General features: G+C 69.5%; 13 protein-coding genes. 12 read left to right on the top strand and 1 reads right to left on the bottom strand.

The genetic code is table 11. The features are described from left to right. The first annotated feature begins 82 nt into the window (after positions 1-82). From VGR06_RS12850 to VGR06_RS12820, 7 genes are all read left to right on the top strand, one after another. Positions 83-1,291: an acyl-CoA dehydrogenase family protein gene (locus tag VGR06_RS12850; protein ID WP_327559269.1), complete on the top strand. Its 1,209-nt coding sequence runs from the start codon at positions 83-85 to the stop codon at positions 1,289-1,291. Further along, positions 1,288-2,082: an SDR family oxidoreductase gene (locus VGR06_RS12845; protein ID WP_327559268.1), complete on the top strand. Its 795-nt coding sequence runs from the start codon at positions 1,288-1,290 to the stop codon at positions 2,080-2,082. Before VGR06_RS12850 ends, VGR06_RS12845 begins: the two co-directional genes overlap by 4 nt. Continuing rightward, entirely contained in the window at positions 2,079-3,134 is a 1,056-nt protein-coding gene (locus VGR06_RS12840; protein ID WP_327559267.1) for a phosphotransferase family protein, read from the top strand. Before VGR06_RS12845 ends, VGR06_RS12840 begins: the two co-directional genes overlap by 4 nt. Continuing rightward, positions 3,134-3,769, top strand: a complete 636-nt coding sequence (locus VGR06_RS12835) for a histidine phosphatase family protein (protein ID WP_327559266.1) — start codon at positions 3,134-3,136, stop codon at positions 3,767-3,769. Before VGR06_RS12840 ends, VGR06_RS12835 begins: the two co-directional genes overlap by 1 nt. Positions 3,770-3,816: 47 nt before the next feature. After that, complete coding sequence (locus tag VGR06_RS12830; protein ID WP_327559265.1) at positions 3,817-4,803, top strand: SMP-30/gluconolactonase/LRE family protein; 987 nt, start codon at positions 3,817-3,819, stop codon at positions 4,801-4,803. A gap of 96 nt (positions 4,804-4,899) precedes the next feature. After that, positions 4,900-5,682 (top strand): serine protease, encoded by a 783-nt coding sequence (locus VGR06_RS12825; protein WP_327559264.1) that lies wholly within the window; start codon positions 4,900-4,902, stop codon positions 5,680-5,682. Between the two features lie 111 nt (positions 5,683-5,793). After that, positions 5,794-6,750: an acyl-CoA desaturase gene (locus VGR06_RS12820; RefSeq protein WP_327559263.1), complete on the top strand. Its 957-nt coding sequence runs from the start codon at positions 5,794-5,796 to the stop codon at positions 6,748-6,750. Positions 6,751-6,802: 52 nt separating this feature from the next. Here the strand turns inward: VGR06_RS12820 and VGR06_RS12815 are convergent, their stop codons facing one another. Continuing rightward, a complete protein-coding gene (locus VGR06_RS12815; protein WP_327559262.1) occupies positions 6,803-8,647 on the bottom strand; it encodes a glycogen debranching N-terminal domain-containing protein in 1,845 nt (614 codons plus the stop codon). Between the two features lie 159 nt (positions 8,648-8,806). On the opposite strand from VGR06_RS12815, the gene VGR06_RS12810 reads away from it, so the two are divergent. From VGR06_RS12810 to VGR06_RS12790, 5 genes are all read left to right on the top strand, one after another. Continuing rightward, entirely contained in the window at positions 8,807-9,913 is a 1,107-nt protein-coding gene (locus VGR06_RS12810; protein WP_327559261.1) for a LacI family DNA-binding transcriptional regulator, read from the top strand. Continuing rightward, positions 9,910-11,226, top strand: coding sequence for an ABC transporter substrate-binding protein (locus VGR06_RS12805; RefSeq protein ID WP_327559260.1), 1,317 nt, complete (start codon positions 9,910-9,912; stop codon positions 11,224-11,226). The genes VGR06_RS12810 and VGR06_RS12805 overlap by 4 nt, the downstream gene beginning before the upstream one ends. Before the next feature lie 73 nt (positions 11,227-11,299). After that, on the top strand, positions 11,300-12,328 hold the full coding sequence (locus VGR06_RS12800) for a sugar ABC transporter permease (protein WP_327559259.1): 1,029 nt from the start codon (positions 11,300-11,302) through the stop codon (positions 12,326-12,328). Next, positions 12,325-13,161, top strand: a complete 837-nt coding sequence (locus tag VGR06_RS12795) for a carbohydrate ABC transporter permease (RefSeq protein WP_327559258.1) — start codon at positions 12,325-12,327, stop codon at positions 13,159-13,161. The genes VGR06_RS12800 and VGR06_RS12795 overlap by 4 nt, the downstream gene beginning before the upstream one ends. Then, positions 13,161-15,297, top strand: a 2,137-nt coding sequence (locus VGR06_RS12790; protein WP_327559257.1) for a hypothetical protein, incomplete at its 3' end; no start/stop codon positions are given. The genes VGR06_RS12795 and VGR06_RS12790, both read left to right, overlap by 1 nt.

Below are 15,297 nucleotides of genomic sequence, written 5' to 3'. Positions count from 1 at the left end.
CTCCCGTCACGCTCCGTGTCTCTTGGGTATTACTCGATAGTAGGGGTAACTTCGGGGCAACGCCCACCTGACAGGAGCACTCATGGACTTCGCGCATTCGGCAAAGGCGGCGGACTACATCCAGCGGGTCGGTGAGTTCATCCGGACCGAGATCGAGCCGGTCGAGCCCGAGTACCTGCGCACCCTGCACGCCCAGGAGAACCCGTACGTGGTGCTCCCGGTCATCGAGGAGCTCAAGGCCAAGGCCCGCGGGCAGGGCCTGTGGAACCTGTTCCTGCCGGGCACCGGGCGCGGTGCCGGACTGTCCAATGTGGAGTACGCGCCGCTGGCCGAGCTGATGGGCCGTTCGTTCATCGCGCCGGAGATCTTCAACTGCAGCGCGCCGGACACCGGCAACATGGAGGTGCTGCACCTCTACGGCAGCCCGGCGCAGCAGGAGCAGTGGCTGGAACCGTTGCTGCGCGGGGAGATCCGCTCGGTGTTCTGCATGACCGAGCCGGAGGTGGCCTCCTCCGACGCCACCAACATGGCCGCCACCGCGATCGTCAAGGACGACCAGATCGTCCTCAATGGACGGAAGTGGTTCTCCAGCGGGATCGGGCACCCGAACTGCCGGGTGGCGATCTTCATGGGGCTGACCGACCCGGACGCGCCGCGGCACGCCCAGCACTCCATGGTGCTGGTCCCGCTGGACACGCCGGGTGTCGAGGTGAAGCGCATGCTGCCGGTGTTCGGCCGGCACGACGAGCCGTTCGGGCACGGCGAGGTCACGTTCACCGACGTGCGGCTGCCGCTCGACGCGGTGATCGCCGGGCCCGGCCGCGGCTTCGAGATCGCCCAGGGGCGGTTGGGACCCGGGCGGATCCACCACTGCATGCGGCTGATCGGGCTGGCCGAGAAGGCGCTGGAGCTGGGCTGCCGGCGGGCCACCGAGCGGGTGGCGTTCGGCAAGCCGCTGGCCAACCTCGGTGGCAACCGGGAGCGGATCGCGCACGCCCGGATCGCGATCAACCAGGCCCGGCTGCTGGTGCTGGAGACCGCGTGGAAGCTGGACACCGTGGGTCTGCGCGGCGCGCGCAGCGAGGTCTCGCAGATCAAGGTGGTGGTGCCGAACGTGGCCACCCAGGTGATCGACATGGCCATCCAGCTGCACGGTGCGGCCGGCGTGACCGACGACTTCCCGCTGGCCGCGGCCTACACCGGCGCCCGGGCGCTGCGCCTGGCCGACGGCCCGGACGAGGTGCACCTCAACCTCGTGGCCCGCGCGGAACTGGCCGGATACCTCGCGTGAGAGTTTTGGTTACCGGAGCGGGTTCCGGGCTGGGCAAAGCCATGGCGACCCGGTTCGCGCGGGCGGGCTGGCGCGTTCTGGTGTCCGATGTGGACGAAGCGGCCGCCGAGTCGGTGGCCAAGGAGCTGGAGGCGAGCTTCCTTCGTTTGGACGTCACGGACAACGCGACGTGGCTGGCCGCCCTGCAGTGGTGCGAGCGGGAGTGGGACGGGCTGGACGTCCTGGTCAACAACGCCGGGGTGGCAGCGGGCGGGCCGTTCGAGCAGATCGACCTCATGGACTGGGACTGGATCCTGAACATCAACCTCAAGGGCGTGGTGCGCGGCTGCCGGATGTTCGTGCCGCTGTTCAAGAAGCAGGGTTCCGGGCACCTGGTGAACGTGGCCTCGCTGGCGGGGTTCATGAACCTGCCGGCGATGAGCTCGTACAACGTCACCAAGGCTGGCGTGATCTCGCTGTCGGAGACGCTGCGGCACGAGCTGGCGCCGTACGGGATCACCACGACCGTGGTCTGCCCGGGCTACGTCAAGACCAACCTCGGCGACCGGATCCGCGGCACCAACCCGGCCGTGGCGAAGCTCAACCAGAAGCTGATGGAGACCTCCACGGTGACCCCGGAGGACGTCGCCGAGCAGGTGTTCGACGCGGTGGCGCGCAAGCGGTTCCTGGTGCTGACGCACAAGGAGGGGCGCCGGTCGACCAGGCTCAAGCGGTACCTGCCGGGCCTGGTGGACCGCGAGGTGCGCCGGTACTGGGACAGGTTCCGGAAGGTGCTGGAGGGCGGCGCGTGACACTCGTTGATCAGCCGGGCGAGGTGCGCGAGGAGGACGGTTTCGACACGGCCGCGGTGCACGGCTGGCTTTCGTCTCATGTGGACGGATTGAGCGGACTGCCGGAGGTGCGGCAGTTTCCCGGTGGCGCGTCGAACCTGACCTACCTGCTCCGCTACCCGGACCGGGAGCTGATCCTGCGCCGGCCGCCGGTGGGGAAGAAGGCTCGCTCGGCGCACGACATGAAGCGGGAGTACCGGGTGCAGCGCCAGCTCCTCCCGGTGTACCCGTACGTGCCGAAGGTGCTCGCGCTGTGCGAGGACGACGGTGTGCTCGGCTCGGATTTCTATGTGATGGAGCGGATTCCGGGCATCATCCTGCGCGGCGACCTGCCGGCCGGGATGACGCTCCCGCCGGACCGGGCGCACTCGCTGGCGTTGGAGATCATCGACCGGCTGATCGAGCTGCACCAGGTCGATCCGGAGATGGCCGGGCTCGCCGACCTGGGCAAGGGCAAGGGTTACGTGGAGCGCCAGGTGCGCGGCTGGTCGGAGCGGTTCCGTGCGGCCCGCACCGAGAACGTGCCGGAGTTCACCGAGGTCATGGCCTGGCTGGAGGAGAACCGGCCGGACGATGTGCGGATCTGCGTCATCCACAACGACTTCCGGTTCGACAACCTCATCCTGGACGGCCCGGACACGCTCCAGGTGGTGGGCGTGCTGGACTGGGAGATGGCCACGCTCGGCGACGCGCTGATGGATCTCGCCGGGGTGGTCGCCTACTGGGTGCAGGCCGACGACGACGAGGTGGCGCACCGCTCCCGCAAGCAGCCCACGCACCTGCCGGGCATGCCGACCCGCGCGGAGATCGTCGGCTACTACTGCTCGAAGATGGGGCTCTCCGCGGGGAACTGGACGTTCTACGAGGTGTTCGGGCTCTTCCGGCTGGCGGTGATCATGCAGCAGATCTACTACCGGTACCACCACGGGCAGACGCACAACCCGGCGTTCAAGGATCTCTGGATGTACGCGGGATACCTGGAATGGCGCTGCCGCCAGGCGATGGAGCGCTGATGCCCACGGCTTACCTGATCCGGCACGGGCAGGCGTCGTTCGGTGCGGACGACTACGACGTGCTGTCGCCGGTGGGGGAGCAGCAGTCCAAAGTGCTCGGTGAGGAGCTTCGGCGCCGCGATGTCCGCGTGGACAAGGCGTGTTCCGGCACGCTCCGCCGGCACCGGGGCACCGTGTCGGCCTGCCTGTCCGTGGCCGGGGTGGATCTGCCGGTGGTCGAGGATCCGAGATGGAACGAGTACGACCACCTCGAGCTGGTGCAGCAGTCCGTGGACCGGCCACTGTCCACACGGGAGTTCCAGGCGCTGCTCGAGGAGTCGTTGCTGGGCTGGATGACGGGCGGCGGGGCGGGCTGGCCGGCGTTCCGGGACGGTGCCCGCGCGGCGCTTTCCGAGTTGTTCGCCGGGCTCGGCAAGGGCGGCACGGCGCTGGTGTTCACCTCCGGCGGGGTGATCTCGGCGATCTGCGCCGTGCTGCTCGGCCTGCCGCCACAGGGTTTCCTGGCGCTCAACCGGACCATGGTGAACGCCAGCCTGACCAAGCTGGTGCACGGCCGGTCCGGCACCTCGCTGGTGTCCTGGAACGAGCACGCGCATTTCGAGGGGGCGAACCGGGAGTTGCTGAGCTACCGCTAGTGAGCGAGCTTGCGAGCGAACCATGGGCAAACGAGTAAGGAGGGCACATGCGTCGTCCGAGTATCGAACCGGTTGTCTGGCAGCCGCCGCGGCCGCGGTCCCGTCCCGCCCGGAACACGTTGCCCGCGCTGACCGTGCTGGCGGTGAACGGGTTGGGCACCGAGGACGTCGTGGTCGACGAGAAGGGCAACGTGTTCACCGGCGTGGCGGACGGCCGGATCCTGCGGCTCACCGCGGACGGCCGGCGCCTGGACACGATCGCCGACACCGGCGGCCGGCCGCTGGGCCTGGAACTGTACCCGGACGGGCGGTTGCTGGTCTGCGATGCGGCGAAGGGGCTGCTGCTGGCCGACCGGGCGAGCGGGGAGATCGAGACGCTGGTCCCGCGCGGGCCGGACCTGCGGGTGTGCAACAACGCCGCAGTCACCGGGGACGGGACGATCTACTTCACCGACTCGACGAGCCGCTTCGACCTCGAGCACTACGTGGCCGACCTGATCGAGCACTCGGGCACCGGGCGGCTGCTGCGGCGCAATCCGGACGGGTCGGTCGACACGGTGCTGACCGGTCTGCAGTTCGCCAACGGGGTGGCGCTGGCGCCCGACGAGTCCTACCTGGTCGTCGCGCAGACCGGGGCGTACCGGCTGGACAAGGTGAGGCTGCGGGGTGGGAAGTCCGGCACGGTTTCGGCGCTGGATGGCAATTTGCCCGGTTTTCCGGACAACCTCTCCACCGGCTCCGACGGGTTGATCTGGGTGGCCATGGCAACCCCGCGCGACCCGCTGCTCGACCGGTTGCATCCGTTGCACCCGTCCCTCCGCAAGGCCGTCTGGGCGTTGCCGGAACGCTTGCGTCCCAAGGAGAAGCGCACGGTCTGGGTGCGTGCCGTGGACGGCGCCGACGGCCGGCTGGTGCACGAGTTCTACGGCACGCCCGACGCATTCCACATGGTCACCGGCGTGCGCGAGCGGGACGGCACGGTGTATCTCGGCAGCCTCCAGGAACGCGCCATCGCCACATTCACGCTTGGGTAGACTGATCGGCCTCAAATTCACCCGTTCGTGTATTGGACTTTGAAACGCGTTGGGCAGAGGCTGGATCGTGTGCCGCACCGCGTCAGGATGAGGGTCATGCGCCGCCTTTTTGTCCTCTTTGGACTCATTGGGTCGTTGCTCGTCGCGCTCGTGCCCGTGGCGTCGGCCGGGCCGGTCGTGGTCGGCGGGACGCCGGCGGCCAAGGGGGAGTTCCCGTGGGTGGTGCGGCTGTCCGTGGGGTGCGGCGGTGCGCTGGTGCGCACGGATGTCGTACTGACCGCGGCGCACTGCATGTCCGGGCCGACCGGGGTCAACACCGGGATCATGGTGACCGCGGCCGCGGTCGACCTGGCCGCCGCGGACGCGGTGAAGGTGCACTCGGCCTACGTCTACAAGGCGCCCAAGTATGTGACCTACGACCGGGGCGACGACTGGGCGCTGGTCACGCTTGCTGAACCGGTTGAGGTGCCGGTGCTGCCCCTGGTGTCGGCGGACGGGCACGGTGCCGGCCCGTTCACGATCATGGGTTGGGGCGCGGACCGGGAGGGCGGGGAGCAGCAGCGGTTCCTGCTCAAGGCGCAGGTGCCCGCGGTCGACGATGCCACCTGCGGCAAGGCGTACCGGGACAGCGGGGCCAACTTCGTCGACGACGCCATGCTCTGCGCGGGGCTGTTCGGGGTCGGCGGCGTGGACACCTGCCAGGGCGACTCCGGCGGACCCATGATCGCCCACCTCGAGGACGGCACGGACGTCCAGGTTGGCATCGTCAGCTGGGGACACGGCTGCGCCCAACCGCAGTTCCCCGGTGTCTACACCCAACTCTCCACATACGCCGCCGAGATCACCAAGGCCCTCGGCGAACTCACCACCGGCGGCTGAACCGTTGGTCGGGTCGGGACGACCGCTGAAGGGAACGATGTTCACGGAGGCTTGATGCCCGGTTTGTCTCCTGGTTTGCTTCCGTGTGTGCGCGAACGTTTCCGTGAGGTCATGACCAGTGGTCCGAAGCCGGTGCTCGGCGGCGAACGCACCGCCGCGTCGCAGCTGGCCATGTATTTCTTCATCCTCGGGCCGTTCGCGGCCCTGGTCGCTGCCGTCCCGCTGACCTGGGGGTGGGGTGTCGGGCCGACCGACCTCGCGCTGGCCGCGGTGTTCTACACGGGCACCTGTCTGGGCGTGACGGTGGGCTTCCACCGCTACTTCACGCACCGCGCATTCAAGGCCAAGCGGCCCATGCGGATCGCGCTGGCCATCGCCGGCAGCATGGCGCTGCAGGGGCCGATCCTGCACTGGGTCGCCGACCATCGCCGCCACCACGCGTTCTCCGACCGCGACGGTGACCCGCACTCGCCGTGGCTGTTCGGCTCGTCCCCGCTGGCCCTGGCGCGCGGCTTCTGGCACGCCCACATGGGATGGATCTTCGACCGGAAGCTCACCAACCAGGAGCGGTTCGCCCCGGACCTGCTGGCGGACAACGACATCCGGCGCGTGCACCGGCAGTTCGGGCTGTGGACCGCGGTCACGATGGCCGCCCCGGCGGTGCTCGGCGGGCTGCTCACCTGGTCCTGGTGGGGGGCGATCACCGCGTTCTTCTGGGCGGGCCTGGTCCGCGTCTCGTTCCTGCACCACGTGACCTGGTCGGTCAACTCCATCTGCCACATGATCGGCAGCCGCCCGTTCACCGCCCGCGACCGCTCCGCCAACTTCTGGCCCCTCGCGATCCTGAGCATGGGCGAGTCCTGGCACAACCTGCACCACGCCGACCCCACCTGCGCCCGGCACGGCGTGCACCGCGGGCAGATCGACATCTCCGCCCGGCTCATCTGGCTCTTCGAACGCTTCGGCTGGGTCACCGACGTCCGCTGGCCCACCCCCACCCGCCTCGCTCAGCTCCGGATCTCGCGAGTCCCCGGTTCCAGCACGCGAGTCCCCACTTCGGGCACGTGAGTTCGCGGTTCCGAACTAGGAACTCGCGGTCCTGAACTGGGGACTCGCGGGTTTAGCGGGCGGCGACGAGGATGGCGGCGGCGGACCAGGCCTGGGGGCGGCAGGCGGAGGGGTAGTGGACGGGCGGGCCCTCGTCAAGGACCGCGTAGAGCTCTGGGGGGCGGTTGTCGAAGTGGCGGGCCGCGCGGAGGAGGCCGTCGGCCAGATGGGCGGCCAGGTCGTGGTGGCCGTCGGCGGTGAGGCCGAGGATGGCGATGGCGGTGTCGTGCGGCCAGATGGAGCCGCAGTGGTAGCTGAGCGGGTTGTAGGCGGCGCTGCGGGTGGTGAGGGTGCGCAGGCCGTAGCCGGTGGTGAGGTCGGGGGCGGCGAGTCGGGCGGCGACCCGGGCGGACTGCTCGGCGGACAGCAGGCCGGTGCCGAGCAGGTGGCCCATGTTGGAGGCGGCGCCGGAGACCGGGACCTTGGCACCGTCGAGGGCGATGGCGGGATAGGGGCCGACCTCGTCACGCAGCCAGAACGCGGCGTGGAACCGGGTACGCAGACGGTCCGCCCAGCTCAGCCATGTGTCGCCATCCGGTAGGCCGAACGCCTCGGCGAGGGCGGCGGCGCCGGCCGCGGCCGCGTAGGCGTAGGCCTGGACCTCGCAGAGTGCGACCGGGGCCGTGGCGTGCCGGCCGTCGAGGTGCCGGATCGCGTCGGCGGAGTCCTTCCAGCCCTGGTTGGCGAGGCCGCCGGGGCTGGACGCGGCGTACTCGAGCAGGCCGTCGCCGTCCGGGTCCGCGGCCGGTCCGGTGATCCAATCCATGGCGCGCACCAGGTTCGGCAGCAGCGCCGTGACCTCGGCGGGCGGCATGCCGGCCCGCCACGCGTCGTGCAGCAGCCGCACCCACAGCGCGGTGGCGTCGATGGTGCCGTAGTAGAGCGGTGGCAGCGTCAGGTCGCCGAACCGCAGCGGGCCGGGCCGCGCCTCGTGCAGGATCTTGCCGGGCGCCTCCTCGGCGGCCGGGTCGAGGCGCACGCCCTGGCGCCGGGCCAGCACCCGCAGGGTCCCAACCGCCAGCCAGGGCGCGACCGGCAGCAGCATCGACGCCGTCCACAGCGCGTCCCGGCCGAACAGCGTCAGGTACCACGGCGCCCCGGCCGCGGCGAACCGGTCGTCCGGTTTCTCCGGGTCGGCCAGCAGCAACGCCTCGAGGTCGGCGAGGTTCGCCGCCACCAGCTCGTCCGGCGACGAAACTGTCCACTGTGGACTCTCGGTGACTGCGACCGGAGCGAACCCGGCCACCGGACCGGGCGAGCACCGTGCCGACAAGGTCACCGACCAGGCGCCGCCGGCCGGCAGCGAGACCTCCCAGCGCAACCCCGCCGCCCCGTCCGCCACGGACGCTGAGTCCGCCGAAGGTGTGCATTGCAACGAAACAGTGACATTTTCGGCCTCCCAGCGCACCCCGTCGGAGTGCAAGAGTGGCGCCACCGGCGAAGTGCGCCCGCCGGACCGGACCGCGTCGATGCCGGCGAGGTCGGTTCCGACCTGTGCCCGGAGCATCAGCGACACCGCGGCGTCGCCGTGGTTGCGCAGCAGCACTTTCTCGGTCAAGCACGCCGGGGAGACCGTGCGCCGCCGGGTAAGGAGGACCTTGGGATCGGCGATCTCCCTGGCAATTCCCCTGATCACGTTGTGGACGATCACCGTCGAGGCGCCCTCACGGTGCACGCTTACCGGCACGACGCGGCCCGCCGCGAGGTCGACCGACAGCCGGGACAGCGCGCGCCGATCCGTGCTGTACCAGCCCTGCGGGCCACCCGGGGAGACCTGACCGTCCGAACCGGACAGCACAAGATCCGGTGCGTGCGCCAAAGTCACCAGGTCGTGTAATGCCTGCTGATCGGTGCCCACGGATAACTCCTTGAGTCAAGATCGACCGGCCGGGGTTGACAGGGGGCCTTGGGTAGGGACACCCTAGGCCCGCGTTTGACCGGTCAAACGACCGGGGTGAGCGCGGGGCACCACGAAGGGGAAAGATATAAAGGCGGCAGGGGGCCAAGGGAGTCGACGATGACTCAACGGTCGGTCCGGCACCGCGCGGTGACCCTGCGCCAGGTGGCGGCTCGGGCTGCCGTGTCGCGGCAGACCGTGTCCAATGCCATCAACGCGCCGCACCGCCTGGAGCCGGGGACCCTGGCTAAGGTGATCAAGGCCATCGACGACCTGAAGTACCGGCCCAACCGCAGCGCCCGCAGCCTCAGCACGGGCAGCGCCGGGCTGATCGGCTACTGCATCCCGCAGCGCTCGGTCGGCTACGCGAACTCCATGATGGACTCGTTCCTGCACGCGCTGTCCGCGGCGATGGAGGCGGTGGGCCGGCACGTGCTGCTGTTCACCGCACCACCCGGGGCGTCCGGTCTCGCGATGTACGCCGACCTGATCGCCCAGCAGGCGGTCGACGCGTTCGTGCTCTCCGACACCGAGCGCGACGATCCGCGGCACCGCTGGATGAGCGAGCGGGACATCCGGTTCGTCTCGTTCGGACGGACCTGGCCGAAAACCGGTGCGGAACCGGGATCCTGGGTCGACGTGGACGGTGCGGCGGCGTGCTCGACACTGGTCGAGGGGCTGTACGCGCTCGGGCACGGCCGGATCGGGTTCGTCGGGCGCAGCGGCCGGCTGGGTGCCGCCGAGGACCGCCGGCGGGGCTGGCGCGACGCCTGCGTGCGGCGCGGCCTGCCGGTCGCCCGCATGTCGGTGGCCTGCGCCGGGGACACGGTGGCGCACGGCGAGCGGGCCGCGCACGCCCTGCTGGACCGGCCGGATCCGCCGACGGCCATCATGGCGCTCTCCGACGTGTTCGCGTTGGGGGTGATGCGGGCGGTCACCCAGCGCGGTGCCCGGCCGGGGATCGACGTGGCCGTGACCGGGTTCGACGACACACCGCTGGCCGCCGCGGTCACCCCGGGGTTGACCAGCGTCCGCCAGCCGGTCGCCGAGATCGCGGCCACGGCACTGCGCCTGCTGGAGTCACCGCCGGGTGAAACCGAGGGCGTTCTGCTCCCGGCCACGATCATCAGTCGAGCCAGCGCTGATATAAACCCCGCCAACTTGTCGTTGCCGATCTACGGCTCGACGCCAGTTGTCCATCCGGATCGACAGGAGAACGGAACATGATTGTTGGAGCAAGGGCCATACGCGGCGCGACCGTGCTGGCCGCCGCGGTCCTGCTTGCGGCCTGCGGGAACAGCAACTCCGGAAGCAGCAGCGGGGGAGGTGGAGGTAGCTCGTCCGAGCTGACCGGCACCGGCGAGATCACGTTCGCCACCGGCAAGGACACCTCGGGCAACATGCAGAAGCTGGTCGACAAGTGGAACTCCGACCACGCCGACCAGAAGGTGCGCATCGTCGAGCTGCCGGAGTCCGCGGACGGCCAGCGCCAGCAGATGGTGCAGAACGCCCAGGTGAAGTCCGACGCGTACACGATCCTCAACCTGGACGTGGTGTGGACCGCGGAGTTCGCCGCCAACAAGTGGGTCGTCGAACTGCCCCAGAGCGAGTTCCCCGACCTCGACTCGGCGTTCCTCAAGCCGGCCGTGGACACCGCCAAGTACCGCGACAAGCTCTACGCCGTGCCGGTCTACTCCGACGGCGGGCTGCTCTACTACCGCAAGGATCTGCTGGACGCGGCCGGCGTCACCGAGGCGCCGAAAACGCTCAACGACATGATCACGGACTGCGCCAAGGTGAAGGCCACGCCGCAGGGCGCGAACGTCGGCTGCTACGCCGGCCAGTTCGAGAAGTACGAGGGCCTGACGGTGAACTTCGCCGAGGCCGTGCAGTCCGCCGGTGGGTCCATTGTGGACGAAAGTGGCAAGCCCACGGTGAACAGCGCGCAGGCCAAGGCCGGGCTCGAGGCCCTGGTGAACGGTTTCAAGACCGGCGCCATCCCGCAGAAGGCCATCACGTACAAGGAGGAGGAGGGCCGGCGCGCGTTCCAGGCCGGTGAGCTGCTCTTCCACCGGCAGTGGCCGTACCAGTGGGCGAAGGCCAACGCCACCGACGGTTCCTCGCAGGTGGCCGGCAAGTTCAACGTGGCTCCGCTGCCCGGCGCCACCGGCACCGGCAGCTCCACCCTCGGCGGGCACAACTTCGCCATCTCCGCGTTCGCCAAGAACAAGAAGACCGCGCTGGACTTCATCAAGTACTTCACCAGCGAGGAGAGCGAGAAGTCCAACCTGCTGGCCACCTCGCAGGCGCCGACCCGCACCGCGCTCTACGAGGACCAGGCGCTGATCAAGGAGTTCCCGTACCTGCCCACGCTGAAGGCCTCGATCCTGAGTGCCAAGCCGCGGCCGAAGGCGGTCAAGTACGGCGACGTCACTGCCGCCATCCAGGAGAACGCCTACGCGGCGCTGACCGGTACGAAGACGCCTGACCAGGCGCTTTCCGACCTCCAGAAGAAGCTCGAGGAGCTGACCTCGTCGTGATCGCGGTTCCCGGACGGGCGGGCGCGAATCGCGCTCGTCCGTCCGGGTTCCCTTGGACAGCAAGGAGGTCATCGTGACCACAACCGCCGCGCCCGCCCCGCCCGCGGGGAGGGCGAAGCCGGGGTCCGCCCCGAAGATGAGTCCGCAGGGGTCCGGCAAGCTCGCCGCGCTTCTGCTCTCGCCCACATTCGTCGTGCTGGCGGTGGTGATCGCCTACCCCCTGATCGCGGCTCTGCGCGAGTCCCTCTACCGGAAGTGTGAGGGAGTCGACGAGGAAGGGTTCGTCTGCGAGGGCGAGAACTTCGTCGGCATCAAGAACTACACGGCGATCTTCCAGGGCGAGACCGCCGACCGGTTCTGGAACGCCTTCGCCAACACTTCCCTGTTCACCCTGATCTCGGTCTCCATCGAGATCCTGATCGGCGTGTCGATGGCGCTGGTCATGCACCACGCGTTGCGCGGCCGTGGCCTGGTGCGGGCCAGCATCCTGGTGCCGTGGGCCATCCCGACGGCGGTGTCCGCCCTCCTCTGGCAGTGGATCTTCCAGACCGACGGCGTGGCCAATGCGGTCCTCAACCAGCAGATCCTCTGGACCGCCGAGGGCTCGCAGGCGTTCTGGGCGATCGTCATCGCCGACACCTGGAAGACCGCGCCGTTCATCGGGCTGCTGACGCTGGCCGGGCTGCAGATCATCTCGAACGACGTCTACGAGGCCGCCCGGGTGGACGGCGCCAACGCCTGGCGGACGTTCTGGCAGATCACCCTTCCGCTGGTGAAGCCGGCGCTGGTGGTCGCGGTGCTGTTCCGAACCCTGGACGTGCTGCGCATGTTCGACCTGCCGTACGTCATGATCGGCCCGCGGAAGACGTCGGTCGAGACGCTGTCCATGCTGGCCCAGGACGAGGCGACGAACCTGCGCTACGGGCCGGCGGCCGCCTACGCCACCGTGCTGTTCATCTACGTCGTGATCGTCGCGTTCGTGTTCGTCAAGTTGCTCGGCGCGGACGTCATCGGCGAGGCCAGGACCAGGCGGAAGGAAGTCAAACAACGGGCTGCCCGGGCGCCCAAGCTCGAGCCGGCCATGGTGGGAGGCACCCGATGAGCGCCAAACCCCAGACAGGTCGCCGCTGGCTGCTGCACGTCGGCATCGCCGTCATCGTCCTCTACTGCCTCGCCCCGTTCTACTGGATGCTGGCCTCGGCCTTCCGCGAGCCGAACAAGCAGGGCGAGAACACGCTGTTCCCCAGTCCCTTGTCGATGGAGAACTTCAAGGGGGTGTTCCGCGCGGACGTCGGCTTCGGCCGGAACCTGTTGAACAGCGTCGTCGTCGCCGGGATCACCACGATCCTGACCCTGATCCTCGGCACGTTCGCGGCGTACACGATCGCGCGCATGGAGTTCCGCGGCAAGAACCTGGTCGCCGGGGTCATCATCGCCATGTCGATGTTCCCGGTCATCGCGCTGCTCGTGCCGCTGCTGCGGCTGTTCACCGACATCGGGTGGATCAACACCTACCAGGCGATGATCGTGCCCAGCCTGTCGTTCGCGCTCCCGCTGACGGTGTGGGTGCTGGCGACGTTCTTCCGGCAGATGCCGAAGGAACTCGAAGAGGCCGCGATGGTCGACGGGCTCACCCGCGGCCAGGCCTTCCGTAAGATCATCATTCCGCTGGCCGCACCCGGCATGTTCACCACCGCGATCCTCGCGTTCATCGCCACGTGGAACGAGTTCATCATCGCGTTGACCATGGTGAACGAGAAGAGCCTGCAGACCGCGAACGTGGCGGTCTCCAAGTTCACCGGCCTCACCGGGTTCGACTCGCCGTTCGGCACCAAGATGGCCGCGGGCGTGATCCTCACCGTCCCGCTCGTCATCGTCGTGCTGATCTTCCAGCGCCGGATCATCGCCGGCCTCACCGCGGGAGGAGTCAAGTAGTGAAACTTCGCAGCACGAGGATCCTGCTCACTACGGCTGCGCTAACCCTGTCCGTTTGCACCGCCCCGGCCGCAGCCGCGGAGTCCACTGTAGACACAGTGGTCTCCGGCGCCGGGTTGGTGGAGTTATCCGAGACGGCAAGACTGGCCGACCGCCGCTCGCTGGTGACGGGGGACCGGTTCATCGCCCTGGGCGACGAATCCGGCCTGTACCCGGCGAGCGGCTGGCATGTCCGCGGCGAGATGGGCGGTTTCTGGACGCCGCCGGTGAAGCTGCTGGACGGCCTGTGGTTCGGTGTGGACGGTGCCTGGCTCGGCACCGACGTCGGCACCGCCCGCTACATCAGCGGTTGGGGTTACCAGAAGTTCGCCTACCAGCCGCGCGGTGGCGTCCGGGTCGACCGGGTCGACTTCGTGCCGTCAGGGTCACGTGCCGCCGTCATCGGGCTGTCGCTGCGGTCCGACGCGCCGCGCACGGTGAACCTGGCCATGGACGCGCATTCCGAGCTGATGCCGGCCTATCCGTGGGGCTGGACCTCACCGGGCGCCGCCGACGTCAACCTGCCGGACACCGGCTCGTTCGCCGATGGAACGTTGGTGTTCCGGGAGAACGGAACCTCACCGGGCCTCGGTGCGCACGACTACGCGGCGGTGGTCGGCGGTTCGTTGACCCCGACCGGGCACGCGCTCGGTGCCGGGCATCGCGGGCCGCAGGAACCGGCCGTCATGTGCGCGGCGGACGGGTTGATCCCGGCGCGCTGCGACGATTCGCTGACCGGGCACGGCACCGGTGGCCGGCTGGACTACCGGGTCGCGTTGCGTCCCGGCCGCGCGACCACCGTCTGGTTCACCGTGGCCGGCTCGGACCGCGGGCTCGGTGCGGCACAGGCGGAGTTCGCCTCGGCCGCGCGGAATCCCGAGTCCGCGCTGCGGTCCGTTGTAGACAGCCGGCGGGATCTCGCCGGGCGCTCCGTGGTGGACCTGCCGGGTGACCGGCTGCTGCAGCAGAGCGTCGACTGGAGCAAGCAGATGCTGGCGAGCTCCGTGCAGGAGGCCCGTGGCCTGGCGCTGCGGGACGTCGACGAAGGGCGGGCCTACCCGGCCGCGGCCGGCACCGTGGACCGGGCGCGCTGGTACGGTGCCGGATTCCCGGACTATCCCTGGCTCTTCGCCACGGACGGCGAGTACACCGCGTTCGCCGCGGTGGCCGCCGGCCAGTTCGACACGATGAAGTCGCATCTCCGGGCGCTGCGCGACGTGAGCGAGATCGTCAACGCGCACAGCGGCAAGGTCGCTCACGAGGTGGTGTCCACAGGGGACGTCTACTTCGGAGTCAACGCCGACGCCGGAAACACCGACGAGACCGTGAAGTTCCCCAGCACGGTCGCGCTGGTGTGGCGGTGGACCGGCGACAACGCATTCCGCGACGACCTGTACGACTTCGCCGTGCGCAACCTGCGCTACGTCGCCGGCACCCTGGACGCCGACGGCGACGGATGGCCGGAAGGGCTCGGCAACGTCGAGCGCTCCGGCATGGGCGTGGAGAAGCTGGACAACACCGTCTACTACATCCGCGGCCTGCTCGACCTCGCGGACATGGCGGCCGGCAAGCACGACAACGCCACCGCCCGCTGGGCCGGTGACCTCGCGAACTCGCTGCGCACCCGGTTCGAGGCGCAGTGGTGGACCTCCGGCGATGCGCGCAACTATGCCGAGTCCATCGATGATCCGGCCAACCCGGCCAACGACAACACGACGATCTTCCAGCGGCACTGGATCGGTGCCACGCCGATGGAAGTCGAGTTGCCGACCGGACCGCTGGCCGCCGCCGGGCACGCCAACGTGGCGCTGACCCAGCGGGAGCGGGACTGCTACACCGGGCAGTACGGGATGTTCCACACCGGTAGCGGGCCGACCTCGGCCGCGTCCGGCAACCCCGGCCCGTCCTGCGACAGCGTCGTGTCCACAGTGGGCAGTGAGCGTTCGATCTTCTCGCTCAACACCGCGGTGATGGCCGTCGCCGAAGGCAACTTCGGCCGGCTCGGCACGGCGCAGCAGCAGCGCTACACCACGGGCAACGCCCAGATCCAGCTCGACCCGTCGGTCTGGGAGACGCCCGGCGCCATGCCCGAGATCG

Origin of the sequence: Actinophytocola sp. (assembly GCF_036002505.1) — a bacterium.
Taxonomy (GTDB): Bacteria; Actinomycetota; Actinomycetes; order Mycobacteriales; family Pseudonocardiaceae; genus DASYTH01.
This window is presented reverse-complemented; position numbering and strand designations above follow the sequence as displayed.

What these genes read in the sequence shown, in the direction of transcription:
- VGR06_RS12850 (WP_327559269.1), top strand. Translation starts at nt 83, where the DNA reads ATGGACTTCGCGCATTCGGCAAAGGCGGCGGACTACATCCAGCGGGTC.
- VGR06_RS12835 (WP_327559266.1), top strand. Translation starts at nt 3,134, where the DNA reads ATGCCCACGGCTTACCTGATCCGGCACGGGCAGGCGTCGTTCGGTGCG.
- VGR06_RS12830 (WP_327559265.1), top strand. Translation starts at nt 3,817, where the DNA reads ATGCGTCGTCCGAGTATCGAACCGGTTGTCTGGCAGCCGCCGCGGCCG.
- VGR06_RS12825 (WP_327559264.1), top strand. Translation starts at nt 4,900, where the DNA reads ATGCGCCGCCTTTTTGTCCTCTTTGGACTCATTGGGTCGTTGCTCGTC.
- VGR06_RS12820 (WP_327559263.1), top strand. Translation starts at nt 5,794, where the DNA reads ATGACCAGTGGTCCGAAGCCGGTGCTCGGCGGCGAACGCACCGCCGCG.
- VGR06_RS12810 (WP_327559261.1), top strand. Translation starts at nt 8,807, where the DNA reads ATGACTCAACGGTCGGTCCGGCACCGCGCGGTGACCCTGCGCCAGGTG.
- VGR06_RS12805 (WP_327559260.1), top strand. Translation starts at nt 9,910, where the DNA reads ATGATTGTTGGAGCAAGGGCCATACGCGGCGCGACCGTGCTGGCCGCC.
- VGR06_RS12795 (WP_327559258.1), top strand. Translation starts at nt 12,325, where the DNA reads ATGAGCGCCAAACCCCAGACAGGTCGCCGCTGGCTGCTGCACGTCGGC.